Source organism: Bacillus sp. OxB-1, assembly GCF_000829195.1.
Taxonomy (GTDB): Bacteria; Bacillota; Bacilli; order Bacillales_A; family Planococcaceae; genus Sporosarcina.
Genome location: NZ_AP013294.1, coordinates 2,423,226 through 2,449,382 on the forward strand (window position 1 = coordinate 2,423,226; position 26,157 = coordinate 2,449,382).

Annotated in this window: 24 protein-coding genes; 21 read left to right on the top strand and 3 right to left on the bottom strand. The window is 51.2% G+C overall.

Translation table 11 applies throughout. The features are described 5' to 3' along the window. Positions 1 to 108: 108 nt before the first annotated feature. On the top strand, positions 109 to 702 hold the full coding sequence (locus OXB_RS11895; RefSeq protein ID WP_041074540.1) for a DUF1405 domain-containing protein: 594 nt from the start codon (positions 109 to 111) through the stop codon (positions 700 to 702). A gap of 68 nt (positions 703 to 770) precedes the next feature. Next, positions 771 to 1,439 carry a zinc metallopeptidase gene (locus OXB_RS11900; protein ID WP_041074542.1) on the top strand — a complete coding sequence of 223 codons (669 nt, stop codon included), beginning with the start codon at positions 771 to 773 and terminating at the stop codon, positions 1,437 to 1,439. Between the two features lie 109 nt (positions 1,440 to 1,548). Here the strand turns inward: OXB_RS11900 and OXB_RS11905 are convergent, their stop codons facing one another. Beyond that, on the bottom strand, positions 1,549 to 2,421 hold the full coding sequence (locus tag OXB_RS11905; protein WP_041074543.1) for a YitT family protein: 873 nt from the start codon (positions 2,419 to 2,421) through the stop codon (positions 1,549 to 1,551). A gap of 105 nt (positions 2,422 to 2,526) precedes the next feature. Between OXB_RS11905 and OXB_RS11910 the strand changes: the two genes are divergently transcribed. From OXB_RS11910 to OXB_RS18000, 14 genes are all read left to right on the top strand, one after another. Further along, positions 2,527 to 2,865 (top strand): nucleotide pyrophosphohydrolase, encoded by a 339-nt coding sequence (locus OXB_RS11910; protein WP_041074544.1) that lies wholly within the window; start codon positions 2,527 to 2,529, stop codon positions 2,863 to 2,865. Beyond that, the gene (gene dapB / locus OXB_RS11915) at positions 2,862 to 3,662 is read left to right on the top strand and encodes a 4-hydroxy-tetrahydrodipicolinate reductase (RefSeq protein WP_041074545.1); all 801 of its coding nucleotides are present in this window, start codon (positions 2,862 to 2,864) and stop codon (positions 3,660 to 3,662) included. The genes OXB_RS11910 and dapB overlap by 4 nt, the downstream gene beginning before the upstream one ends. 35 nt (positions 3,663 to 3,697) lie before the next feature. Further along, on the top strand, positions 3,698 to 4,825 hold the full coding sequence (gene bshA / locus OXB_RS11920; RefSeq protein WP_070098238.1) for an N-acetyl-alpha-D-glucosaminyl L-malate synthase BshA: 1,128 nt from the start codon (positions 3,698 to 3,700) through the stop codon (positions 4,823 to 4,825). After that, positions 4,822 to 6,012 carry a CCA tRNA nucleotidyltransferase gene (locus tag OXB_RS11925; protein WP_052484000.1) on the top strand — a complete coding sequence of 397 codons (1,191 nt, stop codon included), beginning with the start codon at positions 4,822 to 4,824 and terminating at the stop codon, positions 6,010 to 6,012. Before bshA ends, OXB_RS11925 begins: the two co-directional genes overlap by 4 nt. Then, positions 5,990 to 6,973, top strand: coding sequence for a biotin--[acetyl-CoA-carboxylase] ligase (locus tag OXB_RS11930; RefSeq protein ID WP_041074547.1), 984 nt, complete (start codon positions 5,990 to 5,992; stop codon positions 6,971 to 6,973). Before OXB_RS11925 ends, OXB_RS11930 begins: the two co-directional genes overlap by 23 nt. A 243-nt stretch (positions 6,974 to 7,216) precedes the next feature. Then, on the top strand, positions 7,217 to 8,050 hold the full coding sequence (gene panB / locus OXB_RS11935; protein ID WP_269447805.1) for a 3-methyl-2-oxobutanoate hydroxymethyltransferase: 834 nt from the start codon (positions 7,217 to 7,219) through the stop codon (positions 8,048 to 8,050). A 4-nt stretch (positions 8,051 to 8,054) separates the two neighbouring features. Beyond that, positions 8,055 to 8,894 carry a pantoate--beta-alanine ligase gene (panC, locus tag OXB_RS11940; RefSeq protein ID WP_041074548.1) on the top strand — a complete coding sequence of 280 codons (840 nt, stop codon included), beginning with the start codon at positions 8,055 to 8,057 and terminating at the stop codon, positions 8,892 to 8,894. Between the two features lie 12 nt (positions 8,895 to 8,906). Continuing rightward, positions 8,907 to 9,287 carry an aspartate 1-decarboxylase gene (gene panD, locus OXB_RS11945; protein WP_041074549.1) on the top strand — a complete coding sequence of 127 codons (381 nt, stop codon included), beginning with the start codon at positions 8,907 to 8,909 and terminating at the stop codon, positions 9,285 to 9,287. A 163-nt stretch (positions 9,288 to 9,450) separates the two neighbouring features. Continuing rightward, positions 9,451 to 12,234 carry an ATP-dependent DNA helicase DinG gene (gene dinG / locus OXB_RS11950; RefSeq protein WP_041074550.1) on the top strand — a complete coding sequence of 928 codons (2,784 nt, stop codon included), beginning with the start codon at positions 9,451 to 9,453 and terminating at the stop codon, positions 12,232 to 12,234. 75 nt (positions 12,235 to 12,309) lie between these two features. Continuing rightward, a complete protein-coding gene (locus tag OXB_RS11955; RefSeq protein ID WP_041076698.1) occupies positions 12,310 to 12,789 on the top strand; it encodes a cell wall elongation regulator TseB-like domain-containing protein in 480 nt (159 codons plus the stop codon). 17 nt (positions 12,790 to 12,806) lie between these two features. Next, complete coding sequence (locus tag OXB_RS11960) at positions 12,807 to 14,000, top strand: pyridoxal phosphate-dependent aminotransferase (RefSeq protein ID WP_041074551.1); 1,194 nt, start codon at positions 12,807 to 12,809, stop codon at positions 13,998 to 14,000. Positions 14,001 to 14,144: 144 nt separating this feature from the next. After that, the gene (locus OXB_RS11965) at positions 14,145 to 14,858 is read left to right on the top strand and encodes a DnaD domain-containing protein (protein ID WP_041074552.1); all 714 of its coding nucleotides are present in this window, start codon (positions 14,145 to 14,147) and stop codon (positions 14,856 to 14,858) included. A gap of 6 nt (positions 14,859 to 14,864) precedes the next feature. After that, on the top strand, positions 14,865 to 15,518 hold the full coding sequence (gene nth, locus OXB_RS11970; protein ID WP_041074553.1) for an endonuclease III: 654 nt from the start codon (positions 14,865 to 14,867) through the stop codon (positions 15,516 to 15,518). After that, positions 15,508 to 15,855 carry a YpoC family protein gene (locus OXB_RS18000; RefSeq protein WP_052484002.1) on the top strand — a complete coding sequence of 116 codons (348 nt, stop codon included), beginning with the start codon at positions 15,508 to 15,510 and terminating at the stop codon, positions 15,853 to 15,855. The genes nth and OXB_RS18000 overlap by 11 nt, the downstream gene beginning before the upstream one ends. Before the next feature lie 72 nt (positions 15,856 to 15,927). On the opposite strand, the gene OXB_RS11980 is transcribed toward OXB_RS18000, so the two are convergent. Both OXB_RS11980 and recU read right to left on the bottom strand, forming a co-directional pair. Beyond that, entirely contained in the window at positions 15,928 to 18,630 is a 2,703-nt protein-coding gene (locus OXB_RS11980; protein WP_052484003.1) for a PBP1A family penicillin-binding protein, read from the bottom strand. Next, positions 18,627 to 19,265, bottom strand: a complete 639-nt coding sequence (gene recU / locus OXB_RS11985) for a Holliday junction resolvase RecU (RefSeq protein WP_052484004.1) — start codon at positions 19,263 to 19,265, stop codon at positions 18,627 to 18,629. Before recU ends, OXB_RS11980 begins: the two co-directional genes overlap by 4 nt. Positions 19,266 to 19,446: 181 nt before the next feature. Between recU and OXB_RS11990 the strand changes: the two genes are divergently transcribed. The 5 genes from OXB_RS11990 to OXB_RS12015 all read left to right on the top strand — a co-directional run bounded on the left by OXB_RS11990 (position 19,447) and on the right by OXB_RS12015 (position 26,064). Then, complete coding sequence (locus tag OXB_RS11990) at positions 19,447 to 20,985, top strand: SNF2-related protein (RefSeq protein ID WP_041074554.1); 1,539 nt, start codon at positions 19,447 to 19,449, stop codon at positions 20,983 to 20,985. A gap of 17 nt (positions 20,986 to 21,002) precedes the next feature. Further along, positions 21,003 to 21,785 carry a YqhG family protein gene (locus OXB_RS11995; protein WP_041074555.1) on the top strand — a complete coding sequence of 261 codons (783 nt, stop codon included), beginning with the start codon at positions 21,003 to 21,005 and terminating at the stop codon, positions 21,783 to 21,785. A gap of 171 nt (positions 21,786 to 21,956) precedes the next feature. Continuing rightward, on the top strand, positions 21,957 to 22,730 hold the full coding sequence (locus tag OXB_RS12000; protein ID WP_041074556.1) for an SDR family NAD(P)-dependent oxidoreductase: 774 nt from the start codon (positions 21,957 to 21,959) through the stop codon (positions 22,728 to 22,730). Between the two features lie 711 nt (positions 22,731 to 23,441). Continuing rightward, a complete protein-coding gene (gene gltS, locus OXB_RS12010) occupies positions 23,442 to 24,629 on the top strand; it encodes a sodium/glutamate symporter (RefSeq protein ID WP_041074558.1) in 1,188 nt (395 codons plus the stop codon). 181 nt (positions 24,630 to 24,810) lie between these two features. Next, positions 24,811 to 26,064, top strand: a complete 1,254-nt coding sequence (locus OXB_RS12015; RefSeq protein WP_041074559.1) for a dicarboxylate/amino acid:cation symporter — start codon at positions 24,811 to 24,813, stop codon at positions 26,062 to 26,064. The last annotated feature ends 93 nt before the right edge of the window (positions 26,065 to 26,157 follow it).

Here is a 26,157-nt window from a genome sequence, read left to right on the forward strand (position 1 = left end):
TCGGATGCTTGATAGGCGTTCCGATTTGTCCGAATAAAAAAGAGTCAGGAAACTGGCTCTTTTTTTCATACATACAAGTTATTTATTAAACCAATCGGAGAGGTGTCCATGGGTTCCATAGTCAGACTAGGTTGGTCGATCTTATCGCATAAATCGTTTTTATGGATTTTGTTATATGTCAACATATTCGGGACGGTGTACGGATACTATTGGTATATGTGGCAGCTTCATATGACAGAACCGCTTTTCTGGATTTTCGTACCGGATAGTCCGACAGCGAGCCTGTTTTTTTGCTTGGCACTTCTCGGCTGGATTGTCGGACGGAATTTCAAACTGGTGGAAGCGCTCGCTCTCATCACTTTGGTGAAGTATGGTCTGTGGGCCGTCGTCATGAATTTGCTGACACTATGGGAAACGGGTTCTCTTGACCCGACCGGCTGGATGCTCGTCGCCTCTCATTTTGCCATGGCGGTCCAAGCAGTATTGTACAGCTCATTTTACCGGTTCGGCATCGTTCATATCGCATTGGCCGCCATCTGGACATTGCATAACGATGTGATTGACTATGTATTCGGTCAAATGCCGATTTATTATGACATCATGAAGTATATGCAGCCGATCGGCTATTTCACATTCTGGCTCTCGTTGGCGTGTATCACGCTTGCGTATTGGGTATGGAGGAAGAGAACGCAACCGGAATAGCAAATAGTTGCGGTACTGCCCGGGGCATATTAAAATGAAGAGTAGAAAGAAAGGGGAGGAAACTGAAAATGTTTTGGATTTACTTCGCAGCGATTATCATCTTGCCGCTCTATGCACAATTCAAAGTGAAAAGTACGTATAAAAAATATGCAAAAGTCCGCTCGACATCCGGCATGACAGGAGCCGAAGTGGCTCGTCTCATCTTGGATCACAACGGGCTCCACAATGTGAAAGTCGTGGAAGGCCAAGGATTTCTGAGCGATCATTATAATCCGCTCACGAAGACAGTCGCTTTGTCACCGCAAAACTATCGGGAAGCATCGGTTGCGGGAACAGCTGTCGCAGCCCACGAGGTCGGACATGCGATTCAGGATAAGGAAGCCTATTCATTCTTGCGTTTGCGCCATCGAATGGTGCCTGCCGTCAATTTGACTTCCAATGCTTCTTGGATTTTCATTATGATCGGCCTGATTTTCTCCAGCATGAATTCCATGCTGTTGATCGGGATTCTTCTGTTGGCGGTCGGGGTCGTCTTCCAACTTGTCACATTGCCAGTGGAGTTCAATGCTTCCAGCCGCGCTATGAATCAAATCGTGGAGCTCGGGATCATCCGCAACGAGGAAGAGCCGCACGCGAAAAAAGTGTTGAGCGCGGCCGCCATGACATATGTCGCAGCAGCAGCTGTCGCCGTGTTGGAGCTAATCCGACTTATCTTGATTTTCACGAACAGGGAATAAGCAAAAGGCTGTCCGGAAAAGGACAGCCTTTTTGGTTCTTGAAGAGGTGACAGTCACCTTTGCAATTTGGACACTATTCTGAATTGCGTTGGATTTGTAATGGTGACTGTCACCGATCGATTGGGCGTTTTTGTTCGTCGAGGGTGAAGCCTTCTCCCATGACGTCATGGACCTCGGTCAAGGTGACAAAGGCATGGGGGTCGACGGATGTGATGATGTTTTTCAGCCGCATGATCTCATTTCGCCCGACTACACAGTAGAGGATTTCCCGATCGCCTTTTGTGAAATGGCCGTATCCTCGGAAAACGGTCACGCCTCGGTCCATGTCCAACGTGATTTTTGTCGCGATGGCGTCTGGGTGTTCCGAGATGATGAAGGCTCCCCTGGCGGCATAGGCCCCCTCTTGTACGAAGTCGATGACGCGGGCGCTGACGTATAGGGCGACTAATGTGTACATCATCGAGCGATGATCCAAATAGACGATCCAGGAAACGGCCATGACGAGTGCGTCGAAAAGGAACATCGTTTTCCCCATGCTCCAGCCGATGTATTTATTCATCAGCCGCGCGATGATGTCGACGCCTCCCGTCGTTCCACCGTTGCGGAAAATGATGCCGAGGCCGACTCCGATGAAGACACCGGCGAAGAGGGCGACGAGGAACATATCATCTTGCAGATGGATATCGATCTGGTATTTCATGAACAATTTCAGGAAAACGGATACGGCCACGGTGCCGATAATCGTGTAGATGAACATCCGCCTGCCGAGCAGTTTCCAGCCGAGGAAGAACATCGGGATGTTCAACACCAAGTTCATGATGGCCGGATCCCAGTCGAACGCAAAAAGCAAAATGAGCGTGATGCCGGTGAAGCCGCCTTCTGCCAGTGCATGCTGGATATTGAAATGCACAAGGCCGAAACTGAAAATGGCTGCGCCGAGAATGATGAATACGATGTTTTTGATTTTAATTGTTTCGAGCAATCGTTGCACTCCCTTCTTTTGGTACAATAAAGCCATTATCAATGATATTTTTTATTTTGACAATGTTGGTGGTAATGAATACGATGAGGTAGGGAGTTGACGTTTATGCAACAAGCGAAGACATTGGAACACCTGCAACAAGAAGTCGATCAATACATAAATGGTTTCAAGGAAGGATACTTCCCCCCGATGGAACTGCTGGCCCGTCTCACGGAGGAGCTGGGGGAGCTTTCGAGGGAAGTGCAGCATGTCTATGGAATGAAAAAGAAAAAGCCGGAAGAAGCGATCCGGTCAATGGAAGAAGAGGTGGGCGATCTGTTTTTCGTCCTCGTCTGCTTTGCCAATTCCCAAGGCATCCGTTTGGATGATGCATTGAGCACCGTCTTGCAGAAGTTCAAAGTGCGGGATGCCGATCGCTGGACTAAAAAGGAGGAACCGAAATGACAATCAAAGTGGCAATCGCAGGAGCACGGGGCCGTATGGGCACGACTGCAATCCAAGCGATCACGGAAGCGCCTGACATGGAAGTGGTGGCAGCGCTCGATTATAAATTCGAAGGACAATATATAAAGGATGGCGCAATCGTACCGGACGGAGGCGGGATTCCGATTTACACTTCGCTTGCCCACCTGGCCGATTTCGACAAGCCGGATGTCTTGCTTGATGTGACAGATCCGGACGCCGTTTTCCAAAATGCGACGGAGGCTATTTCATTTGGCATCCGGCCGGTAATCGGTACGTCGGGCTTGACTGCCGAGGAGATCGATACTTTGACCGATATGGCGCAAAAAGCCCAAATCGGCGGCATCATTGCGCCGAACTTCTCCATCGGTGCCGTGCTGATGATGAAATTCTCCGTCATGGCAGCCCGCTATCTTGGGGATGTCGAAATTCTGGAGATGCACCATGACCGCAAACTGGATGCGCCGTCCGGGACCGCAGTGAAGACGGCGGATATGATCAAGGATGTCCGGACGCCGCATATCCAAGGTCATCCCGAAGAGCAGGAGCATCAACCGGGAGCGCGCGGAGCCGATGTGGACGGCATGAAAATCCATAGTATCCGCCTGCCGGGACTGCTTGCCCACCAGCAAGTGCTGCTCGGCGGCGAAGGCGAATTGCTGAGCATCCGCCATGATTCATTCGACCGCAAGTCTTTCATGCCGGGTATTATCATGGCGATTCGTCACGTCATGGAAGGGGAAGACTTCATCTATGGATTGGAGAATATTATCGAGTAACCGAGGATCCGGAAGGGGGAGCGCGCGTGAATAAGCTGAAAGTGGGAGTCATCTGCTATCCTTCCTTAGGCGGTTCCGGCGTTGTCGCAACGGAACTGGGCAAAAAGATGGCGGAGCGGGGCCATGAGATGCATTTCATTTCATCGGGCCGCCCTTTCCGACTCACTGAAGAAAACCCCCGTATCTTTTTCCATGAAGTGAAAATCGAAGGGTATGCCGTTTTCAGATATCCCCCCTATGATATCGCGCTCGCCAACGAAATAGCACAAGTGATCGTGGAGGAGCAGCTGGATCTGCTTCACGTCCATTACGCGGTGCCTCACGCGATTTCGGCGTCGCTGGCGAAGGACATGGCCCAATCCGATATCGGCATCATCACGACGCTGCACGGAACAGACGTCACGATCCTCGGGCACGACCCGGGATTGCGCAATACGGTCCGTTACGGCATCAACAAATCGGACCGGACGACCGCGGTCTCCGACTTTCTCGTGCAGGAAACGATGGAATTGATCCGGCCGGATGGTCCGATTGCGCGAGTATATAATTTCATCGATGAACAACGTTATTATCCGGTCGACCCGGGACTGCTCAAGCAGGAACTCGGAATCCGCCGGGAAGAAAAAGTGATTATCCATATTTCGAATTTCAGGGAAGTGAAGCGGATTCCGGATGTCATTAGAAGTTTCCAAAAAGTGGTCGAACGAATGGCCGATGTCAAATTGCTGCTGGTCGGGGAAGGTCCGGAAAAACCGGAAATGGAAAGGCTCGTTGAGGAATTAAACCTTGGCCGCCACGTCATCTTCACTGGAAAACGGGATGATCTGCCTGAATTGCTCGCCATCAGCGATGTCATGTTCCATATGTCCGAAAAGGAAGCGTTCGGCTTGGTTCTGCTGGAAGCACTTGCATGCGGGGTGCCGTCCATCGCGACGGAGATCGGCGGCATTCCGGAAGTGATCGAAGATGGGGTCAACGGATTTCTCGTACCGCTTGGCGACTGCGAGGCAGCGGCGGCCAAGGCGCTCCTGCTGCTGAATGACAATGCGCTGCTTGATACGTTCAAAAGCCATGCCTTGGCGATCGCGAATGAAAAGTTCAATACGGAAACGATCGTTTCCGAATATGAAACCATTTATTACGAGGTGGCGGGAAAAGCATGATCGAACAATTCGGGACTCCGGCAGGAAAGAAGGTCATTGCAGCTCTGGAAAAGGAAGGATACGAAGCGGTCTTTGTCGGGGGGGCTGTGCGGGATTTCCTGCTCGGCAAGCCGGCAAAAGATTTCGATATAGCGACATCAGCGGAACCGACTGAGGTGAAGGCGGTATTTCCGAATACCGTCGACGTCGGAATTGCCCATGGCACCGTACTTGTCTTGCTCGACGGGGAAGCGATCGAAGTGACGACATACCGGACGGAAGGGACGTATACGGACCATCGGCGGCCGGATGACGTCCAGTTTGTCCGGTCGCTGCAGGAGGATTTGGCACGCCGGGATTTCACGATCAATGCGCTGGCAGTGACGCGGGAAGGCGAATTGATTGATCTGTTCGGGGGAAAAGACGATCTGCAGCAGGGCGTCATCCGGGCGATCGGCGAGGCGACGGAACGGTTCGATGAAGACGCCCTCCGGATGGTCCGGGCCATCCGTTTCTCTTCCGTGCTCGATTTTACGATCGAGGACGACACTTGTGAAGCGATCAAGGAGAAGAGAGCGCTCCTTCGGCATATCGCCATCGAACGGATCAAAGCGGAGATGGATAAACTGTTTACCGGAACAAATCCCGTAAAAGCGTTCCGCTATGCAGCCGACACAGGACTGAGCAAAGTTTTGCCGCTTTTTCCGGAAGACGGAGCAGCACTTGCTCGGACAGCCCCGTACGAAACGGCATCGGAAGGCTGGGCCGGTTTGATGGCCGCCGGAAAATTCGGATCTTCCGAAGTGGCACGGGCTTATAAATTATCCAATCGGGAAAAGCAGTTTCTCCACGACGTCGAGGAATTGATGGAAAAACGGGCATTCCGTCCGTATGCAGTGGAGGATTTCTATACATATGCGATGGAAGTCCTTCTCGTCTGTGAAAAGCTTCTTCGCAAATTGGCTCCGGGAATCGAGCCGACTTCATTCGACGAAATGGAAAGAAGGCACCGTGAGCTTCCGATCCGCTCGAAGGCGGACTTGGCGGTAAGAGGAAGCGATCTAATCGGCTGGGCCGGTGTCAAGGGCGGAAAATGGACCGGCGACTGGATACAAAAAATCGAATCGGCCGTTCTCCATAGGAAATGCACCAATGATCCGGACGATATAAAGGGATGGTTTTTGAATGAGTTCAATCGTGAAGAATGAGTTGCTGAAAAGATTGTTCGAAGCGGGAGGCGAACCGGTTTCCGGGCAAGAGATCGCGGAACAGTTCGGCCTGTCGAGGACGGCGATCTGGAAATATGTCAAGGAACTGGAACAGGAAGGATATGAAATCGGCACAATCCGGAAAAAGGGATATTATTTGATCCAATCCCCGGACTTGGTGAACGAGGCGAACGTCCATAACTATTTGACTGCGAAAACGTACGGAAGGAATATCCTTTATTATGAGACGTGCCCATCGACGCAGCTCATCGCGCATGATGAAGCGCAGAACGGTGCTGCGGATGGAACGGTCGTCATATCGGAGGAACAGACGTCCGGAAAAGGGAGGCTGTCCCGGCCATGGAGTTCGGTGTCGGGCAAAGGTATTTGGATGAGCGTCATCGCGCGCCCGTCGCTCACGCCGCAGCAAGCGCCGCAATTGACGTTGGTGGCGGCGGTCGCCGTGACGCGCGCCATTGAAGATTTGACGGGCATCGAACCGGCGATCAAATGGCCGAATGACATTTTGGTCCATGGCCGGAAAGTGACCGGCATTTTGACTGAGCTCCAGGCAGATCCGGATCGGGTGAAGGCGATCATTTTGGGGATCGGCATGAACGTCAATCAGGACAAGGCCGATTTCCCTGAAGAATTGCAAGAAATCGCCACTTCGCTGAAGCACGTCACCGGAAAAGATGTGAACCGGGCGGAAATGATCGCCAAAATATTGAGTTATCTCGAATTGTATGTTGATATGTACGTCAAAAATGGTTTCGCACCGATCAAGCTTATCTGGGAAGGGTACTCGAATACGATGGGCAAGCGGATTCGTGCCGTCATGCTCCATGAGACGATCGAGGGGACGGCGGTCGGGATTTCCGATGAAGGCGTGCTCGAAGTCCGTCTCGATGACGGTTCGGTACGAGGGATTTTTTCGGCGGACATCGAAATTCCGAAATGAGTCGTATACAAAATAGTCTCAATTTGGTATAGTAATGTCGAAGGGCGGTATCAATCGGAACTGCACCTTTCAAGGACACCTAGAAAATTGTATATTTCAACAAGATCTGCCTTGATCTACAAACAGACAGGGACGGAGGAAACCATCTATTGATGCCTACACAACCCTTCTGTCCATTTTTGGGAAGAAGGGTTTTTGATTTTTGGTTTTCAGGTTTTCTCCCCGAGAGGAGAGGAAAATGGAGTGAAGAAAAGTACACAGGATTTTATGAAGATGAAGCAAAATGGTGAGAAAATCGCCATGCTGACCGCGTATGATTACCCGTCGGCGAAGTTGGCGGAAGAGTCCGGCGTCGATGTATTGCTGGTCGGTGACTCGCTTGGAATGGTCATTCTTGGCTACGAGTCGACCGCGTCGGTGACGGTGGATGATATGATCCACCACGGGAAAGCGGTCAGAAGGGGTGCGCCGAACACGTTCACGGTTGTCGATATGCCGTTCGGTTCGTGCCACGGTTCCGACGACCGGGTATTGACGGAAGCGGTCCGCATGTTCCAGGAAACTGGAGCGGATGCTTTGAAAGTGGAAGGGGCAGGCGATGTTATCGAGAAAATTCGCCTCATGACTTCGACAGGCATTCCGGTCATCGGTCATCTTGGACTGCTGCCGCAATCGGCTGCCGTTCTCGGAGGGTATAAAGTGCAAGGGAAGACAGCGGATGCCGCGAAACAACTGATCGACGATGCAATCGCCTGCGAACAGGCGGGCGCGTGCATGATCGTGCTTGAGTGCATTCCGTACCAGTTGGCGGAACAAGTGACAGCTGCCGTTTCCATTCCGATTATCGGCATCGGTGCCGGGGCCGAAACCGATGGTCAAGTGCTCGTGTTCCACGATACGTTGAAATATGGCAGTCACCGGATTCCGAAATTCGTCCAATCGTATGCGAACCTCAGCCCGATCATCCAAGAAGGGATCGGACAGTATGTCGCTGAGGTCAAAGAGGGTTCATTCCCCGCGGAAGAGCATCGCTTCACGATGAAGGAAGAAGAGCTGGCTGTCCTGTATGGGGGTTGAACCGATGGAAATCATCCATTCGATAAAAGAACTGCAACAGAAATTGGATCGGAATGAGCGGGCGGGCCGCACAGTCGGCCTCGTTCCGACGATGGGATTCCTGCATGAAGGCCATCTGGCGCTCGCCAAACAAGCGAAGGGGCAAAATGATGCCGTTGTCATGAGCATTTTCGTCAATCCCGCCCAGTTCGGGCCGGGGGAGGATTTCGAATCGTATCCCCGCGACACCGATCGGGATGCGAAGCTGGCGGAAAGCGCTGGAGTCGATTACTTGTTCATCCCCTCCGTGGAAGAAATGTATCCGACCGACGGAGGCATCCGGATCCTGCCGGGAGCCCAAGCGACCGCACTTTGCGGAGCATCCCGCCCGGGCCACTTCGACGGCGTGCTGAAAGTCGTCCTGAAATTGTTCAATATCGTCGATCCCGACCGATCCTATTTCGGAATGAAAGACGCACAACAGTTGGCGATCATCGAGACATTCGTCCGGGATTTCAACTTGCGGACTGACATCGTCCGTGTCCCGACTGTCCGGGAAGAAGACGGCCTGGCGAAAAGCTCGCGCAACGTCAATTTATCGGAGAGGGAACGGCAGGAAGCGCCCGCCATCCGGCAAGCGCTGGAGCTGGGTGCGGAACTCTTTGCCGAAGGAAAGCCGGCAGGGGAGATCGAGGGAAAAGTGGCGGCGTATATAACCGGTAACAGTTCGGGAAGGATCGATTACGTATCTTTGCTGTCCTACCCTGAATTGACCGAGTATGACCCGTCATCGGAAGAAGCCATTTTAGCCTGTGCCGTGCATTTTGAAAAGACTCGATTGATTGATAATATAATCTTAAAATGAAGGATGGTTATTATGTTCAGAATGATGATGAACAGTAAACTGCACCGTGCGACCGTGACGCAAGCGGATTTGAACTATGTCGGGAGCATCACAATCGACGAGGACCTGCTCGATGCGGCCGGCATGTTGCCGAACGAAAAAGTCCACGTCGTGAACAATAACAACGGCGCCCGTTTCGAAACGTATATCATCGCAGGAGAGCGCGGCAGCGGCGTCATTTGCGTCAACGGTGCGGCTGCACGTCTCGTGCAAAAGGGCGATATCGTGATCATCCTGTCGTATGTCTATATGACGGATGAAGAAGCGCGCACCCATGAACCGACAGTGTTGATCATGGATGAAAACAATGGCATCCGGGAAATCATCAAAGAAAAGGAAGCCATGACGATCTGATGACATCATGCGGGAGTGATCTGGAATCCGGATTGCTCCCGTTTTTGTTGCCAGGCACCGGAACAATCGTGTTTGTTTCGAAGATAGGCATTCGGTTGTTTCTACTGCCGCCGAGAGTATGATACAATTTGCTGTAGTATGAAAACAGGAAGTTGATGATGGAATGGATAATAGAACTTATGCGGTGGTGGATCTGGAGACGACGGGCCATTCTTCGGCCAACGGGGACCGGATCATCCAGATTGCCATCGTGTTCATTCAGAATGGCCGGATCAGCGAACCGTATGTCCGGTTCGTCAATCCCGGCAAGGAGATTCCCGCCTTCATCCGCCAGTTGACATCGATTTCGGACGACGATGTCAAAGAGGCGCCGATGTTCGAAGACATTGCGCAGGAAGTGGCGGATCGGTTGGAAGGCACTGTCTTTGTGGCACATAACACAGACTTCGACCTCGCCTTTTTGCAAAATGAATTCAAACGATGCGGTCTCGGCAAATGGACGGGGCAGAAAATCGATACAGTGGAATTGGCGAAGATCATGTTCCCGTCTTCGGCGAGCTACCGGTTGCAGGATATTACGGAAGAGCTTGGCATTCCGCTTCAATCCGCACACCGGGCCGATGATGATGCGGCGGCAACGGCCGAGCTTTTCCTTGCCTGCCTCGCCAAATTGGAAGACTTGCCGAAAGGGACGTTGGAGCTGTTGCATCGACGGTCTTTCCTGCTGAAATCGGACCTGTCCACCGTTTTCTATGAAGCGTTGAAAGCCGCGCGCATGCGATCGATGGAAGAGCGCGGCATCTCGGCATTCCGGGGGATTCCGTACCGGGTCGGCCCGAAGCCTGCCGGGAAGGTCGTCGAGCTTCCGGCATATCCAGACACCGAGGAGGCCAAAATCGCTTTATTCACGAAGCAGTTCGATGGATTCGAAAAGCGGGATGCCCAATTCGACTTCATGGATGCGGTACGGGATGTCCTTGCACAGCATTCGGAAGTCGCTGCTGAAGTGCCGACGGGTATCGGCAAGACGATTGCCTATCTCCTGCCAGCGGCCATCCATTCCATAAAAAGCGGCAAACCGGTTGTCGTCAGTACATATACGAACCATCTCGTCGACAAAATCGTCGAGGAAGAGATGGAGAAAGTGCGCCGCCTGCTCGGGGCCGATCTGCCGGTCGCCGTCTTGAAAGGCAGGGAGCAATATATCTCGCTAAGGAAGTTCGAGGAGCTGCTGCGCATTACCGATGAATCATACGATGAAACATTCACAGCGATGCAGATCCTCGTCTGGCTGACCGAAACGGTGTCGGGCGACTTGGAAGAGCTGAACGTTTCAGGCGGCGGCCAGCTGTTTCTGAACCGGATTCGGAAGCGATCGGAGCGACTGGCGCCCGATGAGCGTTCCGCCGATTTCCATGCCAGGCAGACGGCTGCTTGCCGGGATGCCAACTTGATCATTACGAATCATGCGATGCTCCTCTCCGATCTGGACCGGGAGCAGACAGTATTCCAACCGCTTGCGGGGGTGATTGTCGATGAAGCCCATCAATTCATCCAAACCGCATCCCGTATGAATGAAACCGCATTTTCCTATACGAACTGGAAATATTGCATGGGGCAGCTCGGCTCGGACGCGGAAGGGCAATTGCTTCAGCAGATGGAGTCGCTGCTCAAAGAGTGCTTGGGAGAATCCTATCGGCAAAAGGAAAAACTGGAACTCGATGCCGCTTACCTTGACTTTGCAATGGCCTTCGAAGCCGCTGTCGATCATCTGGCAGCCCATAAGCCGACTGCGCCGGACAAACAAGCAGGCAACCGGATCGTCTTCCCGCTGCCCGATACGGAGGCGGAGCCTTGCTTCCGTGACGTCTCGACTAGCTTATCCGTCTATTTGCAACAGGCGGAGCGGTTCGCACGAAATGTGGCGGACAATCGGGATCAATTGACGAAAAAAGGGTCCGCCATCCTGTCAGAATGGGCGTATTGGGTGGAGGAGTTGAAAATCAAGGCGGGCGAGTGGATTGAAATTTTCCTGGATAGGAATCGGGAAGACTATGCCGTCTGGGTGGAAAAAGACCGCCGGAGCATTCCGGGCAGCTTGATGGTCATGAAAACCCGGTTAACCGGCACCGGCTTGATTCGCCGATTCGCCGAACGGATGAAGCAGCAACAGGCGGGCCTCCTGTGGACGTCCGGGACATTGGCGGTGGCGGGCGATGAGCGGTACGTCATGAGGCAGCTAGGGATCGCCGACACGGTTCCGCTCCTGAAATTCGATGCACCGCCCCATTTCTACGAGGGGGCCGAGATTTTCATCGTCGAAGACATGCCGGACATCCAGCAAGTTGCGCAGACGGATTATATCGAGGCGGTCGCCAACGCGGTCGTGGAGACGGTGCTCGTGACGAAAGGAAGGCTTTTCGTTTTATTCACCTCGCAAGATATGTTGCGCAAGACGTATGAACTGATTGTCGAAAGCGAACAGCTGGAAGAGTTCGTGCTCATTGCCCAAGGGGTCAGCTCGGGCAGCCGCATGCGGTTGTTGAAGTCGTTCCGCCAATATGGCAAAGCCGTCCTTTTCGGAACGAACAGCTTCTGGGAAGGGGTCGATGTGCCGGGTGAGGCGTTATCCGCCGTCATCGTCGTGCGGCTGCCGTTTTCGTCGCCGGAAGATCCTTTATTCAAAGCGCGGGCAGCCAAGCTGACGGAACAGGGAATCCATCCATTCAACGGCTACTCGTTGCCTGAGGCGGTCATGCGCTTGCGGCAAGGGTTCGGGCGCCTGATCCGCGCATCGTCCGACAAAGGGTTCTTCATCCTGCTGGATCGGCGGATCGAAACGAAATCATATGGACGCCGTTTTCTCGAGTCGCTGCCTGATGTGCCGATCCGGAAAGTGACGCTAGAAAATATGGTCGATGAGCTTGAAGATTGTTATAATGACTAAGTATTCGATTGAAAACAAGGTAGGGAAACAAATGGAACAATGGACGAATCCAAAACGGACAGGACGAGTGGAAATATGCTGAATTGGATCAAGTTCATCACCACTTTCCTATTGGCATTGACGATCGCCATTACGATCATCGTGCTGTATAACGCGAACAAGCCATTTGCGGATGTGGAGCAGGCGGCAATCGACTCCGTCCTGAAGACGGGGCAGTTGAAAGACGTCAAGCGGGCGGATGCCTATCAGGGGAGCAGCACCTGGGTGACTGTCCGGGGAGTGGATGGTGACGGCGTGGAGAAAGCCGTATTCGTCGGTCGGGAAGCGGAAAAGACCTATCAGGAAGTGAAGCTTGCCGAAGGGGTCACTGCGAAGACCGCAATCGAGACGGTTCAAAAAGAACTGGACGTCAAAAAAGTGCTCCATGCGTCCCTCGGGATGGAAGAAGTCGGTCCAGTCTGGGAAGTCGCCTTCACGAGCAAGGACGGCAAACTGAATTACGTCTACGTCCTATTCGAAAGTGGACAATGGTGGAAAAGAATTTTGAATTTATAAGTAGGGAGCGAAAGAAAATGACAAAAACATTGGCATCCAGAGTAAATACGCTTTCACCTTCGACGACGCTGGCCATCACGGCGAAAGCTAAAGAGATGAAAGAGTCGGGAATCGATGTCATCGGGCTGGGCGCAGGGGAACCGGATTATAATACGCCGGACAACATCATTGAAGCGGCCTACCGATCGATGAAAGAAGGGAAAACGAAATATACGCCTTCAGGCGGGCTCCCGGCGTTGAAGGATGCCATCATCGCAAAACTGAAGAAAGATCAAGGGCTCGATTACGCTCGCAAGGAAATCATGATCGGAATCGGCGCGAAACATGTCCTTTATACATTATTCCAAGTCATCCTCGATCCGGGCGATGAAGTGATCATTCCAACCCCGTATTGGGTCAGCTATCCGGAACAGGTGAAGCTTGCGGGCGGCAAGCCGGTTTACGTGGAAGCGACGGCCGAGTCACAATTCAAAGTGACGGCCGATCAGATCCGCAAGGCCATCACGGAGAAAACGAAAGCGGTCGTCATCAATTCACCGGGCAATCCGACAGGGATGATCTATGCAGAAGATGAACTGCAAGAAATTGCGAAAGTGTGCCAAGAGAAAGACGTATGGATCATCTCGGACGAGATTTACGAGAAATTAGTATATGGCGGCGCGAAGCATGTGTCCATCGCCCAATTATCGGATGATGCAAAACAGCGGACGTTGATCATCAACGGCGTCTCCAAATCACACTCCATGACGGGCTGGCGGATCGGCTATATCGCGGGTGACGCAACAGTGGTGAGCGCTATGACGGACCTCGCGAGCCACTCGACATCCAATCCGACGACAACCTCCCAATATGCGACGTTGGAAGCCTACAACGGTCCGCAAGATGCAGTCGAAACGATGCGACAAGCATTCGAATCCCGGTTGAATCAAATCATGCCGAAGCTGTCGGCCATTCCGGGCTTTAAAGTGATCAAACCGCAAGGCGCTTTCTACTTGCTCCCGGAAGTTTCGGAAGCAGTGGAAAAGACAGGCTTTGCCAACGTCGACGACTTTGCGAAAGCGTTGCTGGAAAAAGCGAATGTGGCCGTCATTCCGGGATCCGGATTCGGTTCCCCGACGACCATCCGCTTGTCCTACGCAACATCGATCGACCTGCTGGAAGAGGCGGTCCGCCGCATCCATGCGTTTGTGGAAGAGAACTGGAAATCTTAAAATATCTTCGGATGCAGGGGTGCTGCGAGATATCGCGTACCCCTGCCTGTTTATCTCCATCCACCCCGATAGACGATGAGTTGAGTACAAATCACCTCACGCCGTGGCGCGATGGATACATAGAAAATAGAGAGGAGTTCGGACATGCAGCACGAAGAACGGCTCCGGATTTGGATTGAGCAGGGGAATGTACAAGTTTCTCAGCTTTTTTTTCACCATTATAAAAGCTTGGGGATCAAAGACCTGGACGCGATGCTCGTTTTACAGATGACTTCATTTCACATGGAGGGCAATCGATTTCCGACCCCTGCCGATTTTTCGGACCGGATGGAGTTGACGGAAAATGAGGTTTCGCAAATTTTGCAGCGGCTTATGCAGAACGGGTTTCTTCAAATCGAGCAGGGCAAGGACGTGGACGGTGTCCTGATTGAAACGTTCACTTTGCAGCCTCTTTGGAATCGCCTGGTCGATCATGTACTGCTGAGTGCATGCGATACGGCGGAGGAGCAGAAGAAAGAGGAGGAGGGCGAGATCTTCACGTTGTTCGAGCAGGAATTCGGACGGCTGTTGTCGCCCATGGAATGCGAGTCGATCACGATGTGGCTCGATGAAGACGGCCATTCCGTGGAAATCATCCGGGCGGCGTTGAAGGAAGCGGTCCTTGCCCAGAAATTGAGTCTGCGGTATATTGACCGGATTTTATTCGAATGGAAAAAGAAGAATGTCAAAACTTTGGCGGATGTCGAACGGCAGACGAAATCGTTCCGTACGGTGAGCGGGACACGGACTCCGCAGTTTCAACAGCAAATCCAAGTCAAGCGCGTACCTTTTTACAATTGGTTGGAAGAACGGGAGTAGATATAGATGTTGACGAAAAAGCAATGGGGATATTGCCTGGAGCAATTCAGGGAAATGTTTCCGGAGGCGCATTGCGAGCTGGTGCATGCGAATCCGTTTGAGTTGCTCATCGCTACGCTGTTATCCGCCCAATGCACGGATGTGCTGGTGAACCGGGTGACGGCGGATTTATTCAAAAAATATAAGACGCCGGAGGATTATTTGGCAGTCGAGACGGCGGAGCTGGAAAACGATATCCGTTCGATCGGCCTCTATCGCAACAAGGCGAAAAACATCCGGGCGCTCAGCCAATTGCTCATTGACGAATACGGAGGCATCGTGCCGCCGAACCGGGATGTGCTCATGACATTCCCGGGCGTGGGGCGCAAGACAGCGAATGTCGTCGTCTCGAACGCATTCGGGATTCCTGCGATGGCGGTCGATACGCATGTGGAGCGGGTGGCGAAACGGCTCGGCATGAACCGTTGGAAGGACTCCCCGCTCGCCGTCGAGGAGAAGATCATGCGCTGGACGCCGCGGGAGCAATGGACCGATACGCATCATCGGATCATTTTCTTTGGGCGCTACCACTGCAAGGCGCAAAATCCCAACTGTCCGGAATGCCCGCTGCTGCCGCTTTGCCGGGAAGGGAAGAAGAGGATGAAAGAACGTGCCGATTGACGGGAAGCGGTTCGACAAGGAGGCCCTTTCCCCGTATTTTACGGATTGGGAAACGAAGCGGGAGACGATCGAGGCATTGTATGCACAGAAGGACAAACGAGCCGCGGAGAAGATGCGGGATGCGGTGGAAATGTATGAACGGCTGCTCGAACTGGGCGGTGTGGAGACCGATGTGCGGAGCGGGCGGGAAGTGTATCGTTTATCCCCATTGAATGGGGACGAACGCCTGGAATTTGTGAAGGCGAAACTCACCAGTCACTATGCGTATGTACAACTGGACGCCTTGTTCGGGGAAATGAAGAAGAAGGCAGCGCGGCTGGCAGTAAGGTTAAAATGATTGAATAAAGTACAGTACAAATATAAAACCGGGCAAGCAGTCAAGAATCGACTGTTTGCCCGGTTTTTTCAATTATGGGGTGGTTTCCGTTCCGTCAACAGGGGTCGGGGTCTCGTTGTCTGGGTTGTTTGGATCCGTTGGGGCATTTGGATTGCCGCCTTGGTTACCATTGCCCTGGTTTCCGCCATTCCCCCGATTCCCTGGGTTCCCTTGGTTTCCTGGATTACCCTGGTTATTCTGATTCCCAGGATTGCCTTGGTTGCCTTGATTTCCTTGGTTCCCTTGGTTCCATCCATTGCCGTTCGGATTGCCATTTCCGTCGTTCCATCCGTCGTCCGGGTTTTCCTCCTCGTCCGGATTCTCTTCCGGTTGCTCCTCCTCCGGCTCTTCTTCTGCAAATTCCTCGATTTGCAGGCTCGTGGAGGCCGGATCACTTGTCAGTTCCCCGGCTTTTGCCACAACTGAGAACGAGTAGGTGCGTCCCATTTCCGCGGAATTGAACGTTACGGAATAATCAAATGTCGTCGTCATCAATTGCAGTTCGCCGCCATCGACGCCGACATACACTTCGAATTCGATTGGGCCTTCAGCGACCGCCGGATCTGGCGGATTATGGCCCCATTGAAGCGTAATCGTGCCCGTATTCGGATCATAATTGGCATTCAAATTGTTCGGAGCTTCCAATTCCACTGTTTCTTCTTCCCGCGCTTGCTGTTCCGGGAGAGTGCCTCGGACGAATAGTTCCGTCCGCTGCAAATTGGCTGGCGTCGAGGCGCTGGCCAAGACGAGCGGGTTCGAACCATATACGATATTCGCTTCCTCTACAGAGCCGGGGCGTTTGAAGGAAGCCGTGTTTTTCCCGGCGGAAATTTCACCCATGACCGTCCGGAACAGATTTTGCGGTACTAACCGTCCCGGGTTGTACGTCGTAATCGGGGTCGTATAGTCTTTATATCCGCCCCAGACCGCAATCGTATAGTCGGTCGTGTATCCCGCAAACCAGGAATCCGGCACGGCTCCATTTGGTATGCCGTGCTTTTGGACAGTTTCCGCCGAGTAGTTGGTCGTTCCGGTTTTCCCGGCATCGTCCAGCCCGCTGACATTCGCCGTTTTCCCGGTCCCTTCCGTCATGACGTCCCGTAAAATATCGGTCACCATATAGGCGGTAGAGTCTTTCATGACAACTTGAGGTTTCGGCGTCAGATTCCGTGGTGTGCCGTCCCTGAAAATGACTTCCTTCACCGCATGCGGCTTCGTATAGACCCCGCCGTTGCCGAACGCGGCGTAAGCACCGGCCATCTGCGTAGTCGAAAATTGGATTTCTCCGCCGCCGAGGGCATTGGAAGAGTTCAATTTATCGACCGGCAGGCCTAGGTCTTTTGCGAAATCGGCCGCTTTGGAAGGGCCGACTTCTTCAAAGATCTTGACAGCGGGCACGTTTCGAGAGCGGTACAGCGCTTCGCGGATCGTGATGGCCCCTTGGTAGCGTCCGTCCACGTTGCGGATCGGCTGGTTCGTGCCACGGTAGTTGTACGGATCGTCATTCGTAATTTGCCCGGTCGACCAGCTGAAGTTTTCAATCGCCGGACCATAGGATAGTATCGGTTTGATGGATGACCCGGGTTGACGTTTCTGGTCGGTCGCGAAGTTCAGGTCCCGGCCGGCATAGTCCCGCCCACCACCGATCGCCACAATGGCACCCGTTTTCGTATCTACGACAGTCATGCCGGCTTCCATTTCTTCGGATTCGTACCAGTTCGGATTATTGATGGCACTCTCAACCGCTTCCTGTGCGGCCGGATCCAAGTTTGTCTGGATTTTGACTCCCTCCGACAGGATATCCACCATGCCCGCCTCTTCCAATTCATCGAGGACGACATCGACATAGGCCGGATATTTGGAATCAGTCGTCGGGCGCTGATCTTCCGGCAATATGAGAGAAGCGACCGGAACCGCTTTCGCTTCATCGGCTTCCGCTTGCGTGATCTTCTTATGCTGCACCATGAGGCCTAGCACGATATTGCGTCGTTTTTCGGTCCGTTCCGGATTTTTATACGGATTGTAACCGTTCGGATATTGCGGCATCCCTGCCAGCATCGCGATTTCCGGCAATTCCAACTCATCGAGTTCCTTGCCGAAGAAATAATCCGCTCCCGTTCCGAAACCGTGTACGCGGCCAGACATGAGCACTTTATTGAAATACATTTCAAAAATTTCTTCTTTACTATATTTCCGTTCCAGCTGGAAGGCGAGCCAAGCTTCTTGCGCTTTCCGCTTCAATGTCTTTTCATCGGAGAGGAAGGAGTTCTTGATAACCTGCTGGGTGAGCGTACTGGCCCCTTGGGAACCGAAACCGCTCCGGAAGTTGGCCAATACCGCGCCGCCGAGCCGCCAAAAGTCCATCCCGTGGTGGGAATAAAACCGGACGTCCTCGGTCGCCAGAATCGCATCTTCCATCATTTTCGGAATTTCATCATACGGCACATACTCACGTCGCTGCGCTCCAAATTTCATGAACACATTGCCATCCTTGTCCAAAAACTCGGAAGTCAACGGGTCTTTCAGCAAAGCTTCATCCAGTTTTGGCGCCGTGCTCGCGTAATAAGCGAACAAGCCGACCCCGAAAAGGAAAAGGGCCATTCCAACGGCGATGATGGCGAGAAAGGTTTTTTTGATCAAGCCTTTCTTCTTCTGTGGCTTTTTTCCTTTTTTCTTTGTCCGCTCCGCTTCCATTTGCTTCCGGCGGGCGGCACGTGAATGTATTTGATCACTCATAGGTTTTCCTGCCTTTCGATTGGTTCACCGATTTGTGGAAATAATAAATGAAGTCCCGGCAAGTAGTCTAGCACGGGTTGGAAGCGAGGCATGATTTCGTAGGCCGCGTCTTCGAATTCCGCAAGCGTAATCGATTTCCGGCCGCCTGCTTTCATGCGCTCCCATTTTTCTTCGAGACTATCATACGGTAGGATGAAATAACGGTCAAGCGTCGTAAATTTCACGACGAGAAACGCGATGCCGCCCTGTTCCGTCACTTGTTTCATATGGTCCACTTGGTGGGCATGGATATTTTGCAGTGGAAAGGACGTGGCACTTTTCGTCTCCTTCGCCTCGAAATCGAGATAACGTCCGCGCCAGACACCGTTGAAATCGGTCGTCGACGGAGTCCGGAAATACGCTTCCGTAATGACGGCGGCACTCCGGGCAGGGTAGTGGACATTGACGACTTGGATCGGAATCGGCTTCTTATGGATGACTGCGATGCCTTGGCTCAAGTAATAGGCATTCGAGTCATTCAGCTCATCTTCCAATGACTTGCCCCGGTTACTATAAGACATATCCAACTTTTTCGGGCTTCCCAGCTGCTCGGCCGGCCGCACATACTTCTTCCCATTCGGGTATCGGATCGTCATCACCCTCACCTCACATCTACTTATCATACCATAAGCATTGGACGGTTTTGAGGGGAGAAGGTTGCAAAAGTGGGCGCGAAGGTGCCTCGCATTCAAATAAACATTTAGGTATCGGCTACTAAAATACATAGAAACTTCCTACTTGGACATTCTAACAAGAAAGAAAATATCGGATGAGGGGATGTCCATGCAAATTGAAAGGTCCTCCGAATGGAAAGATGGTTTTCAAGAACGATTGGAAAGTCGAAAAGAATGGGATAATTGGACGTTGTATAACATGAGTTATGAAGTGGAAAAAGCAAAGTTGATCACGAATTTCCACGGACTGCAATGTCCTAAGTATTTACCGGGATTGAAACCTTTTGCCCATCAATTGGAGGCGGCGGAAACGGTCATTGAACGGATGAACGGCAAAGCCATCTTGGCGGACGAGGTTGGTCTCGGGAAAACAATTGAAGCGGGACTGATTTTAAAAGAGTATTTGATCAGAGGCCTTGTAAAGAAAGCGCTCATCCTGACTCCGGCTTCTTTGATGAATCAATGGATTACCGAACTGAATCAAAAATTTCATATCCCGGCCATGCCTTTCCATAAAAAATACGATTTAAGCCAATGTAATATCGTCGTCGTCAGTATCGATATGGCCAAACGAAGTCCTCATAAGGAAAATATCTATAAGCAGGATTTTGATCTGATTATTATAGACGAAGCCCATAAATTGAAAAACCATAAAACGAAAAACTATGAGTTTGTACAAAATCTTAAGAAGAAGTTCTGTTTGCTGTTAACTGCGACGCCGATTCAGAATGATGTGTTTGAACTGTTCAACCTCATCTCTCTTCTTAAACCCGGTCATTTGGGCAATTTCGAGACATTCCAAAGCGTCTTTTCCGCGGGCAAGCACCATGTGGACGAAGATGACTTTTTGAAAGAATTGATTCATCAAGTAATGGTGCGGAATTCAAGACAGGATACCAGGATTGAATGGACGAACCGACGCGTCCAAATTATGCCGATCGAGTTCAGTGCAGAGGAAAAGGAGATCTACCAGTCGATTTTGGAACTGAAACAAATTTCTACGCTCTTTTCGGATGCTTTCACACTACTGACGCTTCAACGGGAATTATGCTCCAGTAAGGAAGCAGCTTATCTAACACTGGAAAAAGTACGCGAGAAATGCGGTAAACCGGAAGAGCTCGCGGCCGTGGATAGTATTCTTCGAAATCTGAGGGAGCTCCGAATCAATTCAAAAGCGGAAAAAGCATATGAAATCATTGAACAGGCACAGGATAAGGTCATCATTTTTACCGAATATCGGGCGAGTCAGGCCTTTTTGCAAGCCTATTTACACTCAAAAGGCATCACTAGCGTTTTATTCAACGGAAAATTCAACAAAAGCAAGCGGGAATGGATGAAGCAACTTTTCCGGGATCAAGCCCAAGTGCTCATTGCGACGGAATCCGGCAGTGAGGGGATCAACCTCCAATTCTGTCATCATGTCATCAACTATGACCTGCCATGGAACCCGATGAAATTGGAGCAGCGGATCGGGCGGGTCCACCGGCTCGGGCAGACGGAAGATGTCCATATTTACAATTTGGCCATCCGCGATACGATCGAAGACTCCATCCTGGAACTGCTTCAAGGGAAAATTGACGTCTTTGAGCAAGTGGTGGGGGAGTTGGATGATATTTTGTCGGAGTATCGAATGTCCATCTAAATGAGAGGAGAATATGCATGTATCCGCAACAGATTCATCAGTATGTGCGGCAGTTTTTCAAAGAGAACAATTGCCCGATTGTGCAGGAAAGCGAACATCTCCTCCGTGTCCAATTGACGGTAGAGATGGACAAACGAATTATGAACCGGCCTTTTTACTGGAGCTATGTGGAAAGCACAGGCGGCCAGCCCAATCCAGCACAACTGACATTGATCACGGATAAGAACCGGCTCACCGAAAACTTGGCCGGGGAAGCGGTGCATTATGGGTCCCCCCGGCTCAACCAGCTGTTCCAAGTGACAAGGGAGCGGGGGTCCTTCGTCCAAATGTACGAACGGGCGGTGAGCGATTCCGGCAAACAAGTCATCTTGACCCCGTGGCTCGCCGTGAATTATAAAATCACTTATTCCAGCGACCGGACGAAAGAGATGCTTTATTCGCTCGGCATGAACCTAATGACCGGCGCCATCTTGAGCGGCTTCCAGGAAAGTCTCAGTGAACGGAATCTGGAGCCGGCCATACCGGCAAACACTTTCCATCTGCCGTATATCATCAAACCGATGCGCGCCTTGGATCGGTTGGATGAACTAATCGATCAGCTCATCCAGGAAGATGACCACAAGTGGACGGAAGAGGCACGAGCCAGGCGAAAAAAGGACTTACGGGTGCTCGAATACTTTTATGAAGGGATTGAAGACAGGCCCGAGTGCTATGAAATGGAAAAGCAAGCGATTGAGGAGCAATACGAAGCGAAGATCTACGTGGAAATTATTAGTGGCGGCTTGTTTTATTTGAAGTGATTGAGGCAATTGGTTTTTTGAGAAAGAGCAAAATGGTTTTTTGCACTCATTTCATTAAACATTAACTTGAATTCAAGGCTTTTCATTAGAGAACATCTTTTCGGAGAGATATAATATAGTTAATCGCATTACTTTTGCGAAATAATATCATAACTAAAGGAGAGATTTAGAATGGGAAGCTTTACAGACAAGGTTGTCTTAATTACGGGGGCTGCTGGTGGCATCGGTATTGCTACTGCCAAAGCTTTTGCGGAACAAGGCGCTAAATTATCATTAGTTGACCTCAATCGAGAGGCATTAGAAAAAGCGGTAAAAGAAGCAGGAATCGAAGATGCTTTGCTATTGACCGCAAACGTGACAAAAGAAGATGAAGTAAAAAAATATGTCGATGATACGGTTGCAAAGTTTGGAAGAATCGATTCATTTGTAAATAATGCCGGCATTAACGGTCATTTTGCAAATATTGTGGATCAAACTGTCGAAAATTTTCATAACGTGTTAAATGTTAACGTGGTCGGCGTATTCCTAGGTTTGAAATATGTCATGAAAGTGATGAACGAACAAAAACAAGGGTCGATTGTAAACTTAGCATCCAACGGCGGGTTGCTTGGCGCGCCTGGGATGAGTGCGTACGTAGCTTCTAAACATGCAGTGATCGCCTTGAATAAAACGGCCGCATTGGAAGGTGCGGAAAATGGAATTCGTTCCGTTGCAGTTTGTCCTTCCGGTGTCGATACACAAATGATGCGCTCGATCGAAACAAATGCGATGCCTGGCCAGGAGGAAGAAGCGAAAGCGGCATTCGCAGCAACCGTTCCAATGAACCGTTACGCCGAGGCTTCTGAAATTGCAGATTTAATCACGTTCTTAGCCTCTGATAAAGCATCCTTCATCTCAGGATCTTATTACCGTATTGATGGTGGACAAGGGGCGACTTCCGTTTAAGTTTAAAAAATTAGGAATCGGATGTAGGATTGTCCGATTCCTTTTTATAGATGTAAGATACTTATCAGGATTAATGGAGAGGGTTATTTCATCATTATCACCTGCTATTACAGATCGCTTAATGTGAAGGCGTTAGGCGATCGTTTTTATTTTGTGAACGCTTTTGAACAAGTCAAAACGGCTCACCCGGAAAGTTAGCATGCACTGACCGCTAAGTCTTTTTGATGGGAAAGAGGCCACAGGAAATGGTCCGAACGGCATAGGGTACGGCGGGCGGTTTCAGGGAATCAAAGAAGGAGAGGGATGGATCAATCCGAATGAAGGGAAGTTGGTTTTCCCTCTATTCGGATTGATTGAATTCATTCAAGGGATGCACTTTTATGAATAGTACGCGTTTGGGTGGAACTATTGCAAAAGAATCCGCCAAAGTCTATACTTTAACATGTTGCATTAGTGGAAAGGCAGACTGTTTGAATCAAAAAGCGATACGGCATTGTTCCATTGCAGGATCTTTGAATCCTCCGCATCGACGAAATATCCAATGTTCGTTTCGCGTCGGGGCATGATGAAAACGCTGTCTGCGCAATCGCGGAATGTGCGTACCTTGAAAACACGGATCAAGGCTGGCACAGTTACAATACATCCAGTTAGAACGGCTCGGTCCGCAGTGGTTCCGAAGCCGTCATGATTTTTTTGGGAAGGTGAATGAAAATGATTGAAATCAACCAGATCACAACGTTGTTCTTGGCGGTAGCGCTGTACTTGCTCGGAATGGCACTCGTCAACCGAATCGGTATTCTGGATCGGTTTCTGATCCCGGCGCCGGTTGTCGGTGGTCTGATCTTTGCCATTCTGGCTTTGATCCTGCAATCGACAGGTGTTGCGGAAATCGCTCTCGATACGTCCCTGCAATCGCTGTTCATGGTTGCATTCTTTACGACGGTTGGGCTTGGGGCCAGCTTCAAGCTGATCAAATTGGGCGGCAAGCTTCTGATCATCTATTTGCTGTTGTGTGGGGTCACCATCTTCATGCAAAACTTCATCGGTGTCTCGCTCGCCCAAGTATTCAAAATTGAGCCACTGCTCGGAGTTATGAGTGGTGCTGTAACGATGAGTGGCGGGCACGGCGGCGCTGCCGCCTACGGACAGACAATTGAGGAACTGGGCATTACATCCGCCGTAACGATCGGTATGGCTGCCGCCACTCTCGGTTTGATTTCCGGTAGTCTTTCCGGCGGTCCAATTGCACGGCATTTGATCAACAAATATGATCTGAAGCCGGCGGGAGGAAAAGTCGAAGAATATGAAGAACAAGATGAAAAGCCAATCCAAGAGCGCTCGTTCATGATCCAGGTTGCACTGATCACAGTTTCGATGGCAGGCGGGACGTTCCTCGGCGATTTGTTCACGCAAGCGACCGGTTTTGTGCTCCCTGCGTATATTGGAGCGATGTTCGTCGCAGTTATTGTTCGTAACCTGATGGACCGTTTCCTTCCGGGAACAGTTAACATGAAAGAGATCGACCTGATCGGCAGTGTTTCCCTTTCCATCTTCCTTTCCATGGCATTGATGAGCATCAAGCTCTGGGAATTGGCAGGACTGGCACTTCCGCTCATCGGCATTATTGCCGTCCAAGTCCTGTTTATCGTGCTGTTTGCCGTCTTTGTGATGTTCCGGGCGCTCGGCAAGGATTACGACGCTGCCGTGATGATTTCCGGATTTTTAGGACACGGACTCGGCGCCACGCCAAATGCGATGGCCAACATGGGGGCGACTGTCAACAAGTTTGGCCCGTCCCGTACAGCTTTCCTCGTCGTGCCGATTGTCGGTGGGTTCCTGATGGATGTCGTGTTCGGTGCACCAATCATCATTACGACGATCAACATACTAGCTCCGTAAATAGGTGTGATGCCTGTCCAACAAACACAATCGTTTGTTGGACGGGCATCCTTTTTTGTCGAAAAAGCTCAGTTTTGGAAGATGGATAGATTGACAATTTCACGAGCAAATTGCTAGTATTGAGTAAGCGCTTTCATATTGTTGTAATTACATGAATAAAATTTAATAAGGAGGGGATTTCATGAAGCTGGCAAGGAATATCATCATTGCGCTCATTGCAGGGGTTGTCATCGGTCTTGTCCTGAATCTCTTTACTCCCGACGCGTTCACCAAGTTGGATGCCTTTTTATTCAAGCCGCTGGGCACCATTTTCCTGAACCTCATGAAAATGCTTGTTGTCCCGGTCGTTTTCATTTCAATTGTATTGGGAACAGTTGGAATCGGTGATCCAAAAAAGCTGGGGCGAATCGGTGGGAAGACAATCGGATACTTCCTCATTACGACTGCCGTGGCAATTGTGATCGCCCTCACTCTGGCCCTTTTGATGAAGCCGGGAGCAGCAGGTGACTTCGAGACATCTACAGCGAATTATGAAGCAACTGAAGCTCCGCCGGTTACCGATACGCTGTTAGGAATCATCCCGACGAACCCGATCACCTCCATGGCGGAAGGAAACATGTTGCAGATCATCTTCTTTGCGGCACTGCTCGGTTTCGGGATTGCCATGCTCGGCAAGAAGGTTGAGAGGGTCACGGAGTTGTTCGAGCAGGGGAATGACTTAATCATGTACCTGATCACCTTTGTCATGAAGTTCGCACCATATGGGGCATTTGGGCTGATTGCTTCTGCTGTCGGCAGTCAGGGTTTCGACGCACTCAGAGCGATGGGAATGTACATGAGCGTAGTTCTTGGAGGACTTCTCATTCACTCAATCCTCGTCTACGGCGGTTCGGTTGCGCTGCTTGGCAAGCGGAATCCGGTCTGGTTCTTTAAGAACTTCTTTCCGGCACAGGTTGTCGCATTCAGTACAGCCAGCTCTGCCGCGACGCTACCGATTTCGATGAAAACGGCACAGGAGAGGCTGAAGGTGCCCGAGTCCATCAGCTCGTTCACACAATCGCTTGGTGCAACGATCAATATGGATGGCACAGCGATTATGCAGGGAGCAGCGGTTGTGTTCATTGCGCAGGCTTACGGGATTGACCTGTCGATAGGACAGCTGTTGACGGTCGTCCTGACTGCCGTGTTGGCCAGCATTGGAACGGCTGCTGTACCGGGTGCAGGCCTGATTATGCTGGCAATGGTGTTGACGTCTGTCAATCTGCCGGTTGAGGGGATCGCACTTGTCCTTGGGGTCGACCGCCTGCTCGACATGGTCCGCACTGCCGTCAACATTACAGGCGATGCTGCATGTGCGGTCGTCGTCGCCCAGACGGAAGGCGTTCTCGGCGAGCCGGATGCAGATGGAGTACCAGCGGGCACGGAAAACGTTTGAACTATTGTATATAAAAAGAACGCAGCCTCCTTTTTCCGGAGTGCTGCGTTTCTTTTGTTTATTGGCCCTGCGCTCTTATCCGTTACAGTTAGA